The 19,247-nt window shown below is 38.7% G+C and carries 22 protein-coding genes, 1 tRNA gene and 1 pseudogene; 9 read left to right on the top strand and 15 right to left on the bottom strand.

Annotated features, from left to right (window positions below; all coding sequences use genetic code 11):
* Positions 1 to 322: 322 nt before the first annotated feature.
* The 4 genes from I8751_RS26525 to I8751_RS26510 form a co-directional block, all read right to left on the bottom strand.
* Positions 323 to 1,021 (bottom strand): HAD family hydrolase, encoded by a 699-nt coding sequence (locus I8751_RS26525; protein ID WP_214442078.1) that lies wholly within the window; start codon positions 1,019 to 1,021, stop codon positions 323 to 325.
* A gap of 100 nt (positions 1,022 to 1,121) precedes the next feature.
* Positions 1,122 to 2,159 (bottom strand): 4-hydroxyphenylpyruvate dioxygenase, encoded by a 1,038-nt coding sequence (gene hppD, locus I8751_RS26520; protein WP_214442077.1) that lies wholly within the window; start codon positions 2,157 to 2,159, stop codon positions 1,122 to 1,124.
* 581 nt (positions 2,160 to 2,740) lie between these two features.
* A complete protein-coding gene (locus I8751_RS26515; RefSeq protein WP_225894435.1) occupies positions 2,741 to 3,820 on the bottom strand; it encodes an NYN domain-containing protein in 1,080 nt (359 codons plus the stop codon).
* 243 nt (positions 3,821 to 4,063) lie between these two features.
* Positions 4,064 to 4,849, bottom strand: coding sequence for a phosphate ABC transporter ATP-binding protein (locus I8751_RS26510; protein WP_214442076.1), 786 nt, complete (start codon positions 4,847 to 4,849; stop codon positions 4,064 to 4,066).
* Positions 4,850 to 5,231: 382 nt separating this feature from the next.
* Between I8751_RS26510 and I8751_RS26505 the strand changes: the two genes are divergently transcribed.
* From I8751_RS26505 to pstB, 4 genes are all read left to right on the top strand, one after another.
* Positions 5,232 to 6,245 carry a PstS family phosphate ABC transporter substrate-binding protein gene (locus tag I8751_RS26505; protein WP_214442075.1) on the top strand — a complete coding sequence of 338 codons (1,014 nt, stop codon included), beginning with the start codon at positions 5,232 to 5,234 and terminating at the stop codon, positions 6,243 to 6,245.
* 105 nt (positions 6,246 to 6,350) lie between these two features.
* Complete coding sequence (gene pstC, locus I8751_RS26500) at positions 6,351 to 7,265, top strand: phosphate ABC transporter permease subunit PstC (protein ID WP_214442074.1); 915 nt, start codon at positions 6,351 to 6,353, stop codon at positions 7,263 to 7,265.
* Position 7,266: 1 nt separating this feature from the next.
* Complete coding sequence (pstA, locus tag I8751_RS26495) at positions 7,267 to 8,190, top strand: phosphate ABC transporter permease PstA (protein WP_214442073.1); 924 nt, start codon at positions 7,267 to 7,269, stop codon at positions 8,188 to 8,190.
* Complete coding sequence (pstB, locus tag I8751_RS26490; protein ID WP_214442072.1) at positions 8,184 to 8,978, top strand: phosphate ABC transporter ATP-binding protein PstB; 795 nt, start codon at positions 8,184 to 8,186, stop codon at positions 8,976 to 8,978. The genes pstA and pstB overlap by 7 nt, the downstream gene beginning before the upstream one ends.
* Before the next feature lie 104 nt (positions 8,979 to 9,082).
* On the opposite strand, the gene I8751_RS26485 is transcribed toward pstB, so the two are convergent.
* The 6 genes from I8751_RS26485 to I8751_RS26465 all read right to left on the bottom strand — a co-directional run bounded on the left by I8751_RS26485 (position 9,083) and on the right by I8751_RS26465 (position 11,372).
* Positions 9,083 to 9,397: a hypothetical protein gene (locus I8751_RS26485; RefSeq protein ID WP_225894434.1), complete on the bottom strand. Its 315-nt coding sequence runs from the start codon at positions 9,395 to 9,397 to the stop codon at positions 9,083 to 9,085.
* Positions 9,398 to 9,404: 7 nt separating this feature from the next.
* Positions 9,405 to 9,599 (bottom strand): hypothetical protein, encoded by a 195-nt coding sequence (locus I8751_RS29905; protein ID WP_225894433.1) that lies wholly within the window; start codon positions 9,597 to 9,599, stop codon positions 9,405 to 9,407.
* 24 nt (positions 9,600 to 9,623) lie between these two features.
* Complete coding sequence (locus tag I8751_RS29900) at positions 9,624 to 9,803, bottom strand: hypothetical protein (RefSeq protein ID WP_225894432.1); 180 nt, start codon at positions 9,801 to 9,803, stop codon at positions 9,624 to 9,626.
* Positions 9,804 to 9,950: 147 nt separating this feature from the next.
* Positions 9,951 to 10,400 carry an HNH endonuclease gene (locus I8751_RS26475; protein ID WP_214442071.1) on the bottom strand — a complete coding sequence of 150 codons (450 nt, stop codon included), beginning with the start codon at positions 10,398 to 10,400 and terminating at the stop codon, positions 9,951 to 9,953.
* Between the two features lie 30 nt (positions 10,401 to 10,430).
* Entirely contained in the window at positions 10,431 to 10,847 is a 417-nt protein-coding gene (locus I8751_RS26470) for a hypothetical protein (RefSeq protein ID WP_214442070.1), read from the bottom strand.
* A gap of 12 nt (positions 10,848 to 10,859) precedes the next feature.
* Entirely contained in the window at positions 10,860 to 11,372 is a 513-nt protein-coding gene (locus I8751_RS26465; RefSeq protein ID WP_214442069.1) for a hypothetical protein, read from the bottom strand.
* A gap of 783 nt (positions 11,373 to 12,155) precedes the next feature.
* Here I8751_RS26465 and I8751_RS26460 point away from each other — a divergent pair.
* Complete coding sequence (locus I8751_RS26460; RefSeq protein WP_214442068.1) at positions 12,156 to 12,557, top strand: nuclease A inhibitor family protein; 402 nt, start codon at positions 12,156 to 12,158, stop codon at positions 12,555 to 12,557.
* A gap of 198 nt (positions 12,558 to 12,755) precedes the next feature.
* Here the strand turns inward: I8751_RS26460 and I8751_RS26455 are convergent, their stop codons facing one another.
* Positions 12,756 to 13,601, bottom strand: coding sequence for a DNA/RNA non-specific endonuclease (locus I8751_RS26455; RefSeq protein ID WP_214442067.1), 846 nt, complete (start codon positions 13,599 to 13,601; stop codon positions 12,756 to 12,758).
* Positions 13,602 to 13,980: 379 nt separating this feature from the next.
* A complete protein-coding gene (locus I8751_RS26450) occupies positions 13,981 to 14,823 on the bottom strand; it encodes a sulfurtransferase (protein ID WP_214442066.1) in 843 nt (280 codons plus the stop codon).
* A gap of 92 nt (positions 14,824 to 14,915) precedes the next feature.
* On the opposite strand from I8751_RS26450, the gene I8751_RS26445 reads away from it, so the two are divergent.
* The 4 genes from I8751_RS26445 to I8751_RS26430 all read left to right on the top strand — a co-directional run bounded on the left by I8751_RS26445 (position 14,916) and on the right by I8751_RS26430 (position 18,450).
* Positions 14,916 to 15,599, top strand: a complete 684-nt coding sequence (locus I8751_RS26445; protein WP_214442065.1) for a LuxR C-terminal-related transcriptional regulator — start codon at positions 14,916 to 14,918, stop codon at positions 15,597 to 15,599.
* Between the two features lie 269 nt (positions 15,600 to 15,868).
* Positions 15,869 to 16,951, top strand: a complete 1,083-nt coding sequence (recA, locus tag I8751_RS26440) for a recombinase RecA (protein WP_214442064.1) — start codon at positions 15,869 to 15,871, stop codon at positions 16,949 to 16,951.
* 193 nt (positions 16,952 to 17,144) lie between these two features.
* Positions 17,145 to 17,216, top strand: a tRNA-Thr gene (locus tag I8751_RS26435).
* A 148-nt stretch (positions 17,217 to 17,364) separates the two neighbouring features.
* Positions 17,365 to 18,450 carry a site-specific integrase gene (locus I8751_RS26430; protein WP_214442063.1) on the top strand — a complete coding sequence of 362 codons (1,086 nt, stop codon included), beginning with the start codon at positions 17,365 to 17,367 and terminating at the stop codon, positions 18,448 to 18,450.
* 28 nt (positions 18,451 to 18,478) lie between these two features.
* Here I8751_RS26430 and I8751_RS26425 read toward each other — a convergent pair whose 3' ends face one another.
* The 3 genes and pseudogenes from I8751_RS26425 to I8751_RS26415 form a co-directional block, all read right to left on the bottom strand.
* Positions 18,479 to 18,682, bottom strand: coding sequence for a hypothetical protein (locus I8751_RS26425; RefSeq protein ID WP_214442062.1), 204 nt, complete (start codon positions 18,680 to 18,682; stop codon positions 18,479 to 18,481).
* A gap of 6 nt (positions 18,683 to 18,688) precedes the next feature.
* Positions 18,689 to 18,982, bottom strand: coding sequence for a transposase (locus tag I8751_RS26420; RefSeq protein WP_214439974.1), 294 nt, complete (start codon positions 18,980 to 18,982; stop codon positions 18,689 to 18,691).
* A pseudogene (locus I8751_RS26415) lies at positions 18,954 to 19,247 on the bottom strand (hypothetical protein); the annotation flags it as partial. The pseudogene I8751_RS26415 and the gene I8751_RS26420, both read right to left, overlap by 29 nt.

The raw sequence follows: 19,247 nt of genomic DNA, 5'->3' as shown, positions 1-19,247 counted from the left end.
GATTTTTCATAAACCCATTCAGTAATATTTGAAATTACCTGTCCCCTTTCCTATTTGGGAAAGGGGACTTTTGGTTAACTTGGAGAGACGCGATAAATCGCCGTCTCTAAAGCAAATCTATTCGTTAATTATTTCTTGACACACTATACCAATTCTGTATGAAGATGCGCCCAATGATCTCAGACTTAGTATAAGAAATCAAAAACGAACCGCCCTTCGGGTTCAGCAGTTCGCAATCGACGCAAAGCGCCAAGACTGCGACTGCTTCACCAAGTACGCCAAGTACGCCAAGATTAAGAGTTTAAGAGAGTTTGGCGCAGCTTCACAAAGAAACGGTACTACTAGGCTCTAGGATTAAATCTACAGCGGAGCTTAAATCTTTAACAATTAAGTCTGGGTGATAAAGTTCCAATTGAGCGCGATCGCGGATACCAGACTCCACAGCCATCACTTTAATACCGTGTTTTTTCGCAGCAGTAATGTCAGCTTCCGTATCCCCCACCATCCAAGTATCGGCTGCGGGGGGTAGTTCTGCTAATGCTTTGGCCATCAATAGCGGCTTATCTTCAATATCACGAGTTTTAACATAGTCGTTGCTCAGGCAATAACAGCGACTTTCAGGAAAAAATCTGTCTAAATCGTGTTTTTTAAAGGCGTAGTCTAGTTCCCAAACCCGACGCATTGTCATTACTGCTAAATCGATTCCAGCTTGTTGAATTTTTAACAGCGCGTCTACAGCACCGGGTAATAAGCTGTCATAATCGAAATAAGGTTCTGTATGCACTGTTTGCCGCCGCAGCTGAGCAAATTCTTGTGCTTGCGCTGCGTCTAAACCAGAATTTAAGGCAATTTGTTTTTCGGGAATCCGCGATCGCTTCATCTGCCAAAATTCAGCTTTAGAAAGTTGTTGTACTACTTGGTCTGGTCGTTGGATTTTCTCCAAACAGAATTGATAAACACGGTAGTAACGCTCGGAAACATCAATAATAGGGCCGTCGAAGTCAGTAATTAGTCTTAGCATCGGCGGAAACGTTAATTTTTATTAAAATTATCTCACTAGTTGTCAATAATCATTGGTCAAAAAACTTCGACTCTTGATTTGGGATATTTTACTGAGGCTTCTATTGCAGAGTACCGCGTTTAATTTGTTCGCTTTCAATGGCTTCAAATAAGGCGCGAAAATTACCTTCCCCAAAACCTTGAGCTTGATAACGGCGCTCAATAAACTCAAAGAAAAAGGTCGGCTCTCCAAAGATGGGCTGGGTAAAAATTTGCAGTAGTAGTGCGTTTTGAACATCTTCTTGCCAATCCACCAGAATTTCTTGTTGGGCGATCGCCTCTAATTCTATGGGTGTTAAGGGTAGTCCTGGACGCTGTTGCAACTGCGAGTAGTAGGTTTGGGGAACTGAGAGTAAAGATAGACCAGAAGCACGAAATTGAGCGATCGCATCAATTAGATTAGACATCCGCAAGGCGATATGTTGAATACCTGCGCCTTGGTTAACATCTAAAAACTCTTGAATTTGGGAATTTTGAGAAGCTGGTTCATTAATTGGCAATTGGACGCTGCCATTATGCGAAACCATTACTTGGCTGTACAAAGCAGAGCGATCAGTCTGAATTTTAAATGTCTGCTGGGGTTGAAAATCGAGTATTTTTTCATACCAAGCAACAGCATGTTTTAATTCGCCAACTGCCACATTTAGCACTATGTGATCTATGGCGATAAAATTGCTGTCAGTTGTTAATTGCAATTGACTACTAAACCCTGGCTTTTCAATCAATGTATGAGTCAATCCACCCCAGGCGGCAATTTTGCCGCACTTGAGGGAAATACCATTCACTTGCCATTCTTGAATGGGTTGGATAATCGTAGCACCGTATGCTTGCGCTAGGGCGATCGCTGCTTCAACATCTTCGACAGCAAAAGCAACATCTGCTACACCTGGTGGGTGTTGTCTGAGAAACTCAGCCACTGGGCTTGTAGGTAATAGTGGTGAAGATAGCAAAAAGTAAATAACACCATTTTTCACCGCTTCCGTACAAGTGTGAAATGAACTGATGCCACTGGCTACGGATTTAAACCCAAGATGGTGTACAAACCAATCCCGCCATGCTTTGGCATCTTTTACATAAAAGTGAACATGATCAATTTTCATAATTACCGAAAATCCAGCACCAAAGCTTATCTATCTCTAAATTCTGCCTCTTTTGCTAGATTATCAATTCCTTCATAAGCAAGAATTGGGTAGGCGCACTCAAGCGTCTTTAAAACTAGAAAAACATAATTTGCGAGTTAAGACTAAACTAATGCCACCAGTAGCACCAACAACGACATTATCTTGCATCGTCCTATTTACATTTTTTTACATACTCTTACATACTCTATTGAGTATATACCTGTATGGGTGGACTAGAAAACGGGCTGAGTTTTAATTTAAAGCTACTTCCCATCTTTTTTGTGTCTGTTGCAATTTCAAAGAATTACACGATTGTAAAAATTTAATGAAATTACCACTTAATTGCAAGGATTTGATTTGCTCAGTAATCGATTTACCATATTGATGATTAAATTTGCTCCCCAAAATTGCAATACTAATGTAACTGCCAGAAGATTTTATAGTTAACTCATTGATAATATGATTGAGAGCTTGTTCTAAATCTGCTTTGGAATTAATACTAGGTGGTAGTGATAATTTAGTGCTGTTTGCAGACTGTTCTTGATGATTCTCAAATAAGGTTACATATATTTCAGATACTTCATCAATTTGATGAACAACAAATTCTGTAGGATAATTAATAAAAATATTTCTTGCTTTTTTCCGGAAAGATGTTTAGATACACATTCGCTAATAGTGAAATTGTGTTTAATTTTAAAAGATTTAGAAAGAGTACTCAATTTAATCCAACAATTTTTAGTCTTTTTTTGCTCAGACTTGATTAATTCTTTTATTTGCTGAATAAACTGCTCAATTGTTGGTAATTCAGGAGGACGACCGGTAATTTGCGTGACAAGTTTATCTGTAGAAACATTCAAGACTATGAGATTTTCTCCTTGTTTGCTCACACGATAAACTATCAAACCATTTTGCTGAAGATGGTTGCAAAGGTTAGTCATTACTTTATCTGAGGAGCAGACTAAAACTTCTTTAGCATTTGGATAACGCTCATGAACTGACGAGCCAAATGCGATCATTTTTCCATCAGCATTGTCTTTCCCCGCAGGGAAATGAATCAATTCGTAGCCACGCTGATGTAATTCAACATCTCGCTTACCCATACTACACCAATTGGCAAAAGTAATTTTAACGTGAAGAGGGAAAGTACAAACTGTTGTGAGAATTTTTTCTTTTTCGATGTTGAGTTGTAAGTTTTCTGCATCTAACAGTAGAATAGCGATCGCTTGTGAAGCTTGCGAAACAAAAGTGCCTTTGCTATTTATAGATGCTTGTAGAGTAACCAAATCATTTTGATGATTAAATTCAGGAAAATTTGGAAAATAGACAGAGTAACAAATTCTAGTTTCTAAATTGTGAAAAACTAAAGAATCAAAAAAACTTGGAATTAAAAATATTTCCAAATATTTTTTGATCGCGGGCATTATTTCTATAGAATTTGCTAAATTACTAACTTTTTTGTTTAATCCAGCTAATAGTGCAGATTGATAATTAGCTTGGCTCCAATTAATTTTTTGGTAATTTATAACCACTAATTCAGGATGCTGCTGCAAGATAGGAATAATCTCCTGACAAACAGAAATACTAAGTTGATAGATTAAATTAGCATCATGGGTACTCAACAACCGTTGTTCATTTGGCATAGCTCAGATATTAAAGTAGTTCAACCTGACTTATACCGTCGTCCTAGACGGCAATTTAACCATGTTATATCTGGGCTATAAACCATCTGATAACCGTAAAACTGCCTAAAGGAAATACTTTTAACTTAGATGTAGTCTGTAATATAGATGTCCGTATAAATAATATTTCCTTAAAGCTAGTAAGAATTAATTAAATTTCAATTCATTTTTTAACACTAACTTCATATCATCACAAGAAGTACTTCAATTAAGACGGGCTAAAACATAGTCGCGGGTACGAGAATCACAAGGGTTGGAAAAAATCTTTTTTGTGGCACCAAATTCAACCATTTGACCAATCCGATTTTCGTTAGTGTTAAAGAAAGCCGTAAAATCAGATATACGAGTAACTTGCTGCAAATTGTGGCTAATAAATACCATTGTCAAGTCAGAGCGCAAACGCAAACTCTGAATTAAACTTTCAACCTTCATGCTAGCAACGGGATCAAGGCTAAAGCAAGGTTCATCCATCAGCATAACTTTCGGTTTGACTGCTAAAGCACGAGCAATACAGAGTCGTTGTTGTTGACCACCAGAAAGCTCTAAAGCCGATTTATACAGTTTATTTTTGACTTCATCCCAGAGGTCAGCATCTTTGATAGCAGATTCTACAATGCCATCTAATTCTGTTTTTGGTCGCCATCCCACTAATTTCACCCCATAGGCAACATTGTCATAAACGCTCATAGGAAAAAGATTCGGCTTGGGGAGTACTATACTAACTTGGCGACGCAGCCGATTTAAATTGACCCGACGTTCATAAATATTTTGATTAAAAAATTCTACCCGTCCTTCAACTCGCACATCTCCTTCTAAATCAATCATCCGATTTAGACATTTAATAAAGGTAGTTTTACCACAACCACTAGGGCCAATAATCGCAGTTACTTTACTTTGATAAATATCTATTGATATCCCTTCAAGTATCTTTTGGGCATCGTAATAAAAACTGAGATTTTTCACTCTGATGGCTGGAATTAATTTATTCATGCTGGAAAAGCCTGTGCAATAAATATTGACTACATAAAAAAGTAAAAATCAGCGGCATTTTTTTCACTATGCTGCCTTAAAAAGCGGAGGTTTATATTCATTCACATAGCTAAACAGCAAGTACCCAGTTATTAAGTGTTTGTATAAGTCTTGTGACGAAAAATTATTTTTTTTTAGACTTTTATTTGTACAAAAATCCTATCACATCACTAGTTAAGATTAACCTTTATCTAACCAAAGTTTAACTATTATATTAACTTTCCATGTCATTTTTATAACAGTGAACCTATTGTATGTTCACTAGTACTTAACTTCATAAAACTACTGCGCTTTTGAAGTGAGAGAGCAAAAATTTTACGTGCAACAAACTAAAAGTGTCTTTATGAACAAAACGAACTTTAAGCTTAACGGTTTGACAGCATTGGGTGTGATCTCATTAGTAGGAGCCACACTGGGCATATCAATATCTGCGGTTCAGTCTCAAAGTGTCAGCACGATTAAAGTTGATGGTTCCAGCACCGTCTTCCCAATTACTGAAGCAGCAGCAGAAGAGTTCCAAAAAGCTCAAAGAGGCAGAGTTCGCGTTACAGTGGGCGTTTCTGGTACTGGGGGTGGATTTAAAAAGTTTTGCCGAGGGGAAACAGATATTTCTGGTGCTTCTCGTCCAATTTTACAAAAAGAAATGGATCAATGCAAAGCTGCGGGTATTCGCTATTTAGAACTGCCAGTAGCTTATGATGCATTGACTGTAGTGGTTAATCCCCAAAACTCTTGGGCGAAAAACTTGACAGTAGCTGAATTGAAGAAAATGTGGGAACCAGGGGCACAAGGCAAAGTTAACAACTGGAATCAGATTCGTCAAGGATTCCCCAACGCACCGTTGAAGTTGTTTGGCCCTGGTGCTAACTCTGGAACCTTCGACTACTTTACCGAAGCTGTTGTTGGTAAATCTAAGTCTAGCCGTGGTGATTTCACCGCTAGTGAAGACGATAACGTACTTGTACAGGGTGTTGCCCGCGATAAAAATGCTCTTGGTTACTTTGGTTATGCTTATTATGCAGAAAACCAAAACAAACTGAAAGCAGTACCAGTGAATGGTGTATTACCCTCAGAGACAACTGTAAAAAACGGCACTTACACCCCTCTATCCCGCCCAATTTTTATCTATGTCAGTTCCAAGGCAGCTGAAAAGCCAGAGGTGAAGCAGTTTATCCAATTTTACTTACAGAATGGGGCTAAGTTTTCCCAAGAAGTAAAATATGTACCCTTGCCAGCATCAGCCTACACTACTGCCCAAAACCACTTTAACAAAAAGAGATTTGGCACAATTTTTGGTGGAAAAGAATCAGTTGGACTAAAGATTGAAGAACTGATGAGCCGTGAAGCTAAAGACTAAGCTTAGTTCTGAATTTTGAATTTCTCAAAACTTACCAAAGAGAGGCATAACACCTCTCTTTGCCTATTGAAATTGATCATATCAAGGAGCAAGCGCATATCCAGCATGAGTAGTGTCAAACAAACTCGGTTTTCTCCAAAACTAGTGCGCGATTCGCGAGAACGGGCAATTGAGTCTGTCTTATTTTTGGCAGCACTTTCTTCTGTAGCGACTACGGTAGCGATTATTGGTGTTTTGCTTTACGAGTCCATACTATTTTTCCAGAAAGTATCTTTATGGGAATTTTTAACAGATACTCAGTGGACACCTTTATTTGACGAAAAGCACTACGGAATTTTGCCGCTAGTTTCAGGAACTTTGGTTACGACAGTGGTAGCTTTATTAGTTGCAGTACCACTAGGTACAATTATTGCTATTTATCTCAGTGAATTTGCTCCACCCATAGTCCGGGAAGTAGTCAAGCCAGCTCTGGAACTGCTAGCAGGCATTCCTACTGTAGTTTATGGTTATTTTGCGTTGTTATTTATTACACCATTATTGCAAGTAATTTTGCCGGATTTGCCTGGTTTTAGTATGTTAAGTGCAGGGCTAGTCATTGGCATTATGATTATTCCTTATGTAAGCTCCCTCAGCGAAGATGCCATGCGGGCTGTACCAGCCCATCTACGTGAGGGTTCTTATGCAACGGGAGCTACTCGTTTGCAAACAGCTTTGCGAGTTGTAGTGCCAGCATCTCTTTCTGGCATATCAGCAGCTTACATCTTAGGCATTTCTCGTGCAGCAGGCGAAACAATGATAGTGGCTATTGCTGCGGGTGGACAGCCTAATCTAACTTTTAACCCTATGGAACCAGCAGCTACAATGACTGCCTACATAGTATCGGTAAGTCTTGGCGACTTACCTCATGGCAGCTTAGAATACGAGACTATCTTTGCTGTTGGACTGACTTTAGTGCTGATGACTTTGGTTTTTAATATCATTGGTCATTTCCTCACCAAGCACTATCGAGAAATTTATTAAAATGACAACTTTTAATCTTCAGGAAGTCCGTAAAACTATTAGCCGTAACAAGCGAGCAGAATATATTTTCAATGTCATTGGTCTGCTGTCGATGCTAATTGGCATTGTTACACTGCTAGCACTATTATTTGACTTGATTAGTGATGGTTTTCCACGTCTTTCATGGCAGTTTTTGACTTCTTTTCCCAGTCGCAAGGCGGAAGAAGCAGGAATCCTCTCAGCTTGGGTAGGAACGCTTTTAGTCATGTTGGTAACGGCATTAGTAGCAATTCCTATCGGCATAGCATCAGGGATTTACTTAGAAGAGTATGCCAAAAAAAATTGGTTGTCTGATTTAATTGAGATTAATGTCACCAATTTAGCGGGGGTACCATCGATTATTTACGGTCTTTTGGCTTTAGGGGTATTTGTGTATGGCTTTCACCTCGGTCAAAGTATTATTACCGCTGGTTTGACCTTGGCGCTACTAGTTTTACCAGTAGTAATTGTTGCTACCCGTGAGGCTCTGCGTGCTATTCCTAATAGTATCCGTGAAGCTGCTTATGCGACAGGAGCTTCTAAGTGGCAAATGATTTGGGATCATGTTCTACCTTACTCAACAGGCACAATTTTTACTGGTATTATTGTGGCTTTGGCACGAGCCATTGGCGAAACTGCGCCTTTAATTACCATTGGCGCACTTACATTTATAGCCTTCTTACCAGAACCACCAATTACAGGACAATTTCCCTACATTTCCTTTTCCTGGTTACTTGCTCCGTTCACAGTTTTGCCCATCCAAATGTTCGATTGGGTATCTCGCCCCCAAGCTGAGTTTCAAGTGAACGCAGCAACAGCAGGTGTTGTACTAATTGCTATGACTTTGGCTATGAATGCTGTGGCAATTTATCTCCGTTATAGTTTACGCAGAAAAATCAAATGGTAGAAACAGTATCTTCAACCTTAGAAAAACCAATCAAAGCTTCGGTAAATTACCTCAATTTTTACTATGGCGGAAAAGTTCACGCTCTCAAAGATATCAATATGCCAGTAAGCGAAAAACAAGTTACAGCGCTAATTGGGCCTTCTGGATGTGGCAAAACCACCCTGTTACGTTGTTTCAACCGGATGCATGACCTTTATCCGGGAAATCGCTATAGAGGAGAAATTGCTTTACAACCGGATGGGATTAACTTACTCAGTAATAAGGTTGACCCAATTGAGGTGCGGATGCGGATTAGTATGGTATTCCAAAGACCTAATCCCTTTCCTAAGTCAATTTATGAAAATGTGGCTTATGGCCTGAGGGTACGAGGTGAATCTAAGCGTGGAGTTATTGATGAAAAAGTAGAGAAAGCTTTGCGCGATTCAGCTTTGTGGAATGAAGTTAAAGACCGATTAAATGACTTAGCTTTTAATCTTTCTGGTGGTCAACAGCAGCGATTGTGCATTGCCCGTGCTTTAGCAACTGACCCGGAAATTATTTTATTTGATGAGCCAACATCAGCCTTAGACCCGATAGCAACCGCTAGCATTGAAGAGTTAATTGTACAACTGAAAAAAACGGTGACAATTTTGATAGTAACTCACAATATGCAGCAAGCGGCTCGTGTTTCTGACTATACGGCGTTTATGTATTTAGGGGAGTTGGTGGAATTTGATATGACAGAAGATATTTTTAATCATCCCTCGAAGCCGCAGACGGCAGACTATGTGAGTGGTCGTTTTGGATAATTTGGAAGCATTAAAATTTAACTGATTTTATTAGCTAGCCAAAGGTTAATAAATTGAGTTATTAGTTTATAACAATATAGTGTCAATGCAAAAATTTTAGTTTTTCAATTAATATTTTGCTTCTTACAAAAATTAATTATGGAATTATTTATATGACATGTCGTGATGTCTGCAATATCTAAGTTCAAATCAGTAGCATCTGCGATCGCTTCCCAGTTACTAATGCCAACCGCTTGACAGATGGCAATGAAGATTTCTCGCTGAATGCGATCGCTCTGCCAAAATCGCCGTAATGTCGCTCTAGATGTATGAGCATCCTGCCACCAACGCGCCGTGCTGGTTTTTGTCCATCCAATACGCAGCCGTGCTTTGTCTATAATTGCCAGTCCTTTTGTAGATGCTTTGAGCGAGTTGGACATATATCTGTTATGTGAGCAGATTGTCTCTATTTTTAACCAATCCCCGTTTGACAGCTTCTCTTAGTGCAGTTGCTTTCCGCAAAAGTCCTTCCTGATAAATCTGCATCAGGACTTGTAATTCTGGGCGATCATCATTAGTAAGAGTACCTGCCTGTTGGCGATCAAGCAATTCACTCAGTCGAGAATCTTGTTCTGGTTCCATTTGCAGTTCAGTTAAACCCAGAACTTATTCATTAGATAAAACAGAGACAGGCTCAAGATTATTAACTTCTGTACTGACAGGTGGAATCGAGAGTTGAAGAGTATCTGCTAAAACGCTAGCAACATCACGATTTGCTAGCCGTGCAAAGCGTTCAGCACGTTGGTAAATCTTGTCTGGCAAGGTAATAGTGATTTTGGTACTCATGGCTGTTATAGAGATTCTTTTCTATTGTCTTTTGCGATCGCTTCTGCTCTCAACAATAGAATATCTCTTCATCTAGCAGTTTAGTGATTTTGCTGCTGTTTATGATGCCCCCTGCGATCGCTTACCAAAGCAATCACATCTATTAGTTTAATCTTTTAAAGACTTAAGCAACAAATTAGGACGGGCAGCTTTCACACAAAGGTAAAGATCTGGATTGCGAACAAATATATAATGTTCATACTCATACCAATGCATCTCACCTTTTTCTTGATTACAAGCCTTGCAAATGACCCATAAATTCTTAAATTCCATTGATAACCAAGGGTATTGTGACCGAGGTAATTTGTGATCTATTGTCTTACCACCTTTGTCAGAGTAATGATACTCACAAATTGGACAGTGCCAATCTGAATTTTCTTTCACCCAGTCTTTACTTTCTTGGGTTGTTCCACATTCGTAATCACCATTAATATAGCGCCAGTAATCGAATTTTCGATAATTTTCAAAATCTTGATGAGTTAGTTTGTGATATCGCTTGTTACCGATCTGATTTGCAAGCTCAAACAATTCTCTAAGTTCCTTAGTTTCGATATTCATCGTATATATATCGCTAAAATTTCATAATTTTTATTTATATATCTTTCTATTGTATCTATTTTTAGAATTTTTACTAAAATCAATAAACTCTATTTCTGTATCAGGAAATTGCCGATCAATTTCTTCTGCAATTTCGTTAACTTCTATAGCCAACTTTTGATTAAAATTAGCTATTTCTTGAGTTGTGAAATATTTATTTCCAATACGATCAGCTTCTAAAAATAATTCTTCAAGCGTTAAATCTTCAAATTGATATCTATTTAAAATTTCTTCTATTTTTTGATAAAGATTAATAACGTTCTGCCAACCAATGTTTTTATACCTTTTTTCTTTGAGCCAAGATTGTTCTTCTCTATGAAGCTTAATTCGATTCTTAGAGTTAGTATATTGAATTTCACGATAACTCATTCCATTAAATTTTATTTTTTTATTTTTTTTATTAATCATAGAATAAATTTCCTACCCCAGTGTTGATTTGAACATATTAATTAATGCTTTACGAATTTCACTGTCTTCATATTGAAGCAGTCGCTTAGTATCTAAAGCTAGTTTTAGCTTAATTGCGTCAATTATATTTTTCAAGCTCTTGTTATCTTTTTTGAGTTGATCATTTGCTTGAATTAGCTCACTATTCTGAAAATTTATATTCTGAAATTGAGCTTCTAAAATTTTGTTTCTCTCAAATAATTTTTGAATCTCAACTTCGTATTTTTCTTTTTCCTGTTTTTGAAATTTATTTAATTCCTGCTCTTTCAATTCAATCTCTTTGGTTTTCTTGGTTACTAAACTTTTTTGAGCAGCTTGAAGGCGCTGACGCTTAATTAGTTCTGAACCAGCGAAAGACGAAATAGTTCTGCGAATAGTAATTTCATCAGGATCACAACTAAAGTCAATTGCTTCCAAAGCACGCATAGCGTCTGCTTTTGTCCATCCCTCACCTTCAAGTAGCTTAATGATCTGTAACTTATTCACGGTTGTATAAAATAGCTAATGTAAAATATATAACTCTGTATTTGTTTATTGTGCCCATGTGTTGAGTTAGACTAACAATTCCAGCCTATGTTCCAGTAAAAAGCAGTATTTCGTAATAAATGAATCATTGAGCCAATTGCTGAGCATCTAGTGAACATAAAACTGAGCATTTTTGCCAAAAAAACACACCTACGCTAGAGACATAAAACAAAAGCGTGAGGTTATTAATATGATTCAAACCCTAGAACGCCAAGCTGGTGGCTTATATGTTCAAACTCCTAACCAACAGCAGATTGCTTTCCCTCTCATTTTTGTGGCATTTGATGAGCTAGTGCCTTATTTTTAAACTTTGTTATTTCAGCACTTAAGTAGCTCGGTGTTAAAAATTATCGTTATGAGAAGGTAGGAGGCAGAAGGAAAGAGGTTTTCAAATAACTTTACTTTTCGTTACATAGTTCGGTTTATTTGCACCGTTCTATTTATTCCCTGCGGGCTTAAATTCTCGACTTCTAAATCTCGTTCAGGAATACATACGATAGAGGAATCTTCATCTAACTTGACAAGGCATCCTTTCTGAATTTAAAAATCAATATTTTGATAATCAATCACTTCACCACTTTTACCTTGATATTCTCCCCTTAAAGTAAATATACGATATCCTGTAAAATCCTCAATCATGACTTTTATAGATCTATAAAATTAATGACAAAATCAACTACATTATCAATTTAATAAATTCCAGTAATGATGTTAAATTAAAAATATTGTCTATAAATAAATTCTATGAATAATGAAATTACTGAAAAGCTCAAACAAGCTACCGATAGTTTGCTAATGATGAGTGAGTCAGAGTATCCATTTGAAGTTTTTGTATGGTCTAATGAAGGTCAAGAACCTTTGACAAATCAAAAACTCCTTCAATTAACAGGAAATTCCCAAGAAACATCAATTGAAACAGTAGAATTAAATTATTTTTTTCGTAACTGTGTTGATCACAAAGAATGGCACGATGAAACCCAAAAACAAAATGTGCAAAAATTTCAATTACTTGTCAAAATATTAAAAGATAATCTCAATGATATTCAAGTCTATCGCATAGGTACTATCAATATTAATGTCTATATTGTTGGGAAAACTCCATCAAAAGATTTAGCTGGAATTTCGACACAAGTTATAGAAACCTAACTAATCAATCGTCATCCTGTCTATAAATATAGACAGGCTTTAGTTTTCATTAAAGACTATTTATAAAGTAAATCTTAAGTAGGGTGCGTTAGGCGCTTAAATTATTCTTATTTTTGACCAATTACATTGAAGATATGTGCCATAATACAGCCTACAAAAATTTTATTTTTACTTCATAAATAACCTTTTTAACAAGTCTTATAAAGTGTCAACTCTAGCTTCAATTGTACTTTGAACGGATGTAGAAACATTAGAGAGTAAATTGTAACCAGTGTTTGCTTCAATAGAATCAACACTTACTCTGTAGTTTTTCCAATTCGCATTTCTAATACCTTGTGTATTAGGCATGTTAACAGCAATTACTCTGGTGCTAGTATTGACGCTACTAGCTCCAGAATTTGATGAATTTAACACTACAATAACTTTCCAAATTCTGCTTGGAACTGTAACGTTACCATTAGCAATTGTGGTTTTGGAACCATTTGACCCTGTACCACCAGTGCCATAAGAACCAGAAATAATATAGAGTTCTTTTCCCTGATTTACTAAGTCTCTAGAATAGCTTTCTAATACAGCCCAAGGCCCCTGATTATTATCAGGTGACTGGGGAATGATATTGGTCATTAAAAAAGTAGCAGAATTATTGGTAACGGTGTTTGTTCTATCGGCTGAAGGAGTATTATGTCCGCGATCAAATCCGCTACCAGTGTAATCGGAAGAAGTGACTCGATAACAGCTTGAAGGTAATGTAGTATCTGCGCGAAAATCATCTTGGCGAGGTGCGCTTCCCAACCAGGATGTGTTCAATTGCCAACTGACCCAATTGGGTGTTCCTCTATAGCAATTGTAAGAAACTGCATATTGAAATTTGCTTAATAAACGATTACTGTAACTAGTGCCAGCATTACTGGGATTTCCCATTCTGAGATGGACACTTGAGGTTTGAGCAATTAGTGGCTTTTGTAGATAATTAAGCAAAATGGAAAGTACTGCTGCTGGGAAAGCAAGAAGTAGAATAGTCTTGAAAAATTTAGACTTTTTCATTTGTGAATATTTATTCGTTGAAATAAACTACAACTGTTTCTGTAAAAGTTACAGAAATTCAGTAAAACTGAGCGATCGCAGTGTAGCTCTGGTTGTATAAAAGGAGGTAAATAATACGTAAATGCAACATTAAATTTTAGTAATCATTTAAGTAATTACCTCAAATAAAATGCAAAATAAGATGAAAAACTTATATATTATTTAATTTCATAATTAAGCAATGGCGCGGTGTACCCGCGCCCAGGCGATCGCCAGTCGCAGTCAAACTCTGTGCCACACTGAGAAAATCGACCAGTAGATATCGAATGGCATTCAATCAGTTCTAATTATTGCTACTGTGTTAAATCCAAATCATCAATTTAAGCATCAACGTTCTACGTCAATTTTCAATCGGCATATCAGAAAACCGACTCCACTCATTCCAAGACCCATCATAATTTTGCACATGGGGATATCCCAGCAAATACTTCAAGACAAACCAAGTATGTCCTGATCGCCCACCAATAGCACAGTAAGTAATTACCTTGTGTTCCGGGTTGATGTTCTTCTCGCTATAAAGTGCTTGTAAGTCTTCTACTGACTTAAAAGTTCCATCATCGTTCAAAGCTAGTCCATAAAAAACAGATACTGCACTAGGAATATGTCCTGCTCGTTCAGTTGCTTTGGGTGGCTCATTCATAAACCATTCGCCACTGTATTCTTGAGGTGTACGCACATCTACCAATACGCAGTCTGTCTTACCAATTGATTCTTGCACCTGATTATGCAATATTCGCAAATTTGCGTCAGGAGCCGATACCTGATACTGAGTTGGCAAAATTATTGGTGATTCTGCTGTCAATGGCAAACCTTCCATAGCCCATTTTCTACGACTACCATTGAGAACGCGCACATCACCATGACCGAAGACTTTGAAAAGCCAAAATAGCCATGCCCCAGTTGCAGGTAAATCGCCATAATCGCCATAAGTAATCACTGTTGTATCGTTGCTAATGCCAGAACGTGTTAACAGTTTTTCCCATGCAGTGATATCAAAATTGATGCGGTAATCAGGAAGTAATAAATCATTCAATATATTCCAGAAAACTGCATTGGGAATATGTCCGTTATTGTAAGCTTCGGGACTGATATCTGCTTCGACTATGCGAACTTGAGGATCGTTGGAATGCTCCATAACCCACTGGCAATCAACCAGCACTTCAGGATGGGCATACTTGAACATATTTTTAAAATTTGGGTGGAGGTATTGAGGTAATATATGGTTGATTTCCCAGCTAATCCAGTCCTCGAAAGAGTACATTTGGCAACAAAATTATGGCGAATTCTTTGCAATCCATATTTCAAGCGATCGCCCAAGCGCAAGATGAAAAAGACCTGCGAGCGCAGATTATAGATAGCATAGGTAATTATTTTGCTGCTGATCGTTGGGGAATTTTTTTTTGGGATCAACTTCCTCTTGTTAACAGCAGTTTCCAGAATCTACTGGAAGTCGGGTTATCTGTAGAGCATAATCCGGTCGTGCGCTATCTAGTTGAGCATCATGCTCCTGTTCACGAAGCTTTAGTATTGACCCCAAAGGCATGGAATTTGATTTGTCCCCGCCCTGACCACTGGCATGTCATGGCCGGGCCAATTGTTAGCAATGGTTGCCTTGTGGGTGTTGTTGGCTTTACCCGCATTCGGGGTACTGCTGCCTTTGATACACAAAATCTTGCTGATCTCAGTGGGTTATGTTTACATTTATCTACCTGGTTAGCAACGGTGCGATCGCGTGCATGTCTAGAACCTGACTTGTCTAATCATCGGCTCACTTCTCGTGAACTGCAAATTGCCGAACTGGTCGCACAGGGGCTTACGAATGCTGAAATCGGTTCTACTCTTTGGATTCAAGAAAATTCAGTCAAGCAAGCCTTAAAACGGATATTCCGTAAATTAGAAGTTTCATCTCGCGCCGCGATGGTTGCTCGGATTTTCTCTGCTCAAAATAAAGCAGTCTAAAAATATACACTAGCTTTTGGATAATTCTTTACTTGAAAAATCCCTTACTTACCCGCCTAAAACAAGCTATCTCTAAATTCAAGTTGGTATCATAGTGCAGGACTACCCCAATCAGGTAGCGTTCAGGTTAGGATCTTGTCACACTTCCTTTTTTATTCGAGAAGTCCTATTCTAGAATTTTCTGGCTAAAATAGTATATCTGTTCTACTCAAACTCCCAAAGCAACACTCCTTAAATCCATATATTTTTAGAGGCAATTAGAGGCAGGAATGGCTATCAACACCGATACTTCTGGCAAGCAAAAAGCGTTAAATATAGTACTCAACCAGATTGAACGCAGCTTCGGCAAAGGAGCAATCATGCGCCTAGGCGATGCTACCCGGATGCGGGTGGAGACGATTTCTACTGGGGCGCTCACGTTGGATTTGGCATTGGGTGGCGGCTTACCCAAGGGAAGAGTGATCGAGATTTATGGGCCGGAAAGTTCCGGGAAAACCACAGTAGCACTACACGCCCTCGCCGAAGTGCAGAGAAATGGCGGGATTGCTGCCTTTGTTGATGCTGAACACGCCCTTGACCCCACTTATGCTGCGGCTTTAGGTGTAGACATTGAAAATTTGCTAGTTTCCCAACCTGACACTGGTGAATCAGCATTAGAAATTGTCGATCAGCTAGTTCGCTCAGCCGCGGTTGATATTGTAGTTATTGACTCTGTAGCAGCGCTGGTTCCCCGTGCCGAAATTGAAGGCGATATGGGTGATACCCATGTTGGTCTGCAAGCGCGCTTGATGAGCCAAGCCTTACGAAAAATTACTGGTAACATAGGTAAATCTGGTTGTACAGTAATTTTTATTAACCAACTGCGACAAAAAATCGGTGTTACCTACGGTAGCCCAGAAACTACAACTGGTGGTAACGCATTGAAATTTTATGCTTCGGTGCGCTTAGATATTCGCCGGATTCAAACCTTGAAAAAAGGCACAGATGAATTTGGTAATCGCGTTAAAGTGAAAGTTGCCAAAAATAAAGTAGCGCCGCCTTTCAGAATTGCAGAATTTGACATTATTTTTGGTAAGGGGATTTCTACTTTAGGTTGTCTAGTTGACTTAGCAGAAGAAACTAGCGTGATTGTTCGCAAAGGAGCTTGGTACAGCTATAACGGCGATAATATCTCTCAAGGACGAGATAACGCCATCAAGTACCTAGAAGAAAAACCTGAGTTTGCTAAACAAATAAAGGAACTAGTGCGTCAAAAGCTAGATATGGGAGCTGTAGTATCTGCTAACTCAGTAGCCAAATCTACAGAAGAAGAAGACGACGACGACAACGATAATTTAGAGGAAGAAGAATAACACGAAGATGTACTCTGGTAGTATTTTATTTACTGCCATAAATCGAAAAGATTACCTCTAAGTAGGGCAATCTTTTCGATTTTTTAGCTTTGAATTTAAAATTGCTGAAAACAATGTTCTAAGGGGTAGACAAATAATTTGCTTGTGGTATAATAGTAAACTTGTTAAGGTTTGAAAAAACATAACCGAAATCGCCAGCATAGCACAGTGGTAGTGCATCCGACTTGTAATCGGAAGGTCGTCGGTTCAAATCCGACTGCTGGCTTGAACCCTAAAACCAATATTCCTAAGAGCCAGAAGCACTTCTGGCTTTTTAGCTTATTAAGACTAGTACGATTTACTGTACTAATACTGTGCTGAATTACCCCATATTATGCTCAAATACAGAATGTATTTAGCTCAGGTTTAGCACAGTGAAATGGACGGTTGAGGCGGTCAACGAAAGGCTAAAAGCAGGGAAGGTAGGTGTGAAAGTTGAGCAAAGGGGCGATCGCTTATCTTTGCGTGCGACACTTCCACCCAAACCAGGGAGCAAGAAAATAATCTGGCATCAGCAATATTTATCCTTGGGTATCTACGCCAACCCAGCCGGATTGCAACGGGCAGAGGCTGAGGCGAAGATAGTTGGAGGATTATTGGCAAGGGATGAATTTGACTGGAGTAGATACTTAGAACAAAAGGAGCCAACTGCAACTTGTAGCTATTGGGTAGAAAAATTTAAGCAAGAATATTTCGCTAGCAATGGCGATGATCCAACCAAACAGCAGACATGGAAGCGACATTACGAAGCTTGCTTTAATAAGCTGCCAGTGAATGAAAATTTAACGCCTGAAATTTTAATTGCTACAGCCACAGCCACCCCTGCCAACACCTGGACGCGACGGACAATGTGCCAAAGGTTGGAACAACTAGCAAAGCTTGCTGGTGTAAAGGTTGACCTCAAAAAATACCAAGGCAGTTACTCCAGCACAAAACAAATTATCAGGCAGTTACCATCAGAAGAAGAGATTGTGGCGGTGCGGGATGCGATCGCACATCCTGAGTGGCAGTGGGTGTTTGGGGCGATCGCTTGTTTTGGGTTGAGACCTCATGAAGCCTTTTTCTGTGAAATTAGCTCCAATTACCCACATACTTGCGCTATTGCCGAAGGCAAAACGGGAAGCAGGATTGCCTTTCCTTTGCCTTTAGAATGGATTCAGGAGTGGCGGCTATGGGAAAATAAAAAACCTTCCAGGGTAAATCTGGAAGGTATAACCAACAAGGATTTAGGTAACAGGATTTATAAAGCCTTAAAAAGGTATGGTGTGAAATTTAAAACTTATGATTTGCGCCACAGTTATGCTATTCGCGCTGCAACTAAATACAAAGTGCCAATCATCGTAGCCGCAAAGTGGATGGGGCACTCTCCAACGGTTCACACCAACACCTATGGCAAGCACCTTACAGAGATAGACCATCTAGAAATATTTGAACGGCTTAACAACTCACCGCCGCGCTAGTTTTAAGATTTTTGCCATTTTAATTAATCTAAAAACCTGGGTTAAATTTTTTAATTCGCTCAATAACTTTATCGTATTGAGTAACCTGAATCTGGGCAGTTGATTCTACTTGAAATTCTGCAAAAATCGTCCTCACTTCACTCTCACTTAGCTTGGCTTCACCCCGCGCGATCGCCCACAATCTTTTAGCTTGAGCATCGGTAATTGTTTGGGCGGGACTTACCCCACTCATACCATTTCACGAAAAGCCTGATACAAATAAAGCATCCAAAATAAAACCCCAACCTGTAATGTTCGCAACAATTGATGTGTTTAATTCCTCAAGACGTTGCCAAATAACTGTTCTTAACTCGTCCAAATTAGCAAAGCATTCCCAACTTAAATTCCTTTTGACTTCTTCCCATAAACGTTCAATGGGATTGACTTGGGGAGTATGTGGAGGTTGAAATAATAAAATAATATTTTCTGGAATTTTAAGAGTCTGGCTTAAATGAAAAGCACCGTTATCTAATTGAAGGATATGTAGCTGCAAACTGTTCTAAAAAAATATTGAAGCAAGCTGTGTTGAGATGAGAGAACTCCCAAATATAATACTCACCAGTTAATGGCTCTACTAATCCATACAAATAGAAGTTTTCTCTCTTCCATTGCATGATGCCGATAGGTTTAATGCCACAGAGCGTAATCAGCCTTCCTAATTCTGTTTTTAATCCTACACGACTTTCATCACCGAAAAGGAGGGCTGGGGAAGCTGGGGAAGCTGGGGAAGCTGGGGGGGATACCCTCCGCAAATGGTT

Origin of the sequence: Atlanticothrix silvestris CENA357 (genome assembly GCF_016056295.1) — a bacterium.
Lineage (GTDB): Bacteria > Cyanobacteriota > Cyanobacteriia > Cyanobacteriales > Nostocaceae > Atlanticothrix > Atlanticothrix silvestris.
The sequence above is the reverse complement of the archived record's forward strand: the minus strand, read 5'-3'. Positions and strand labels throughout refer to the sequence as shown.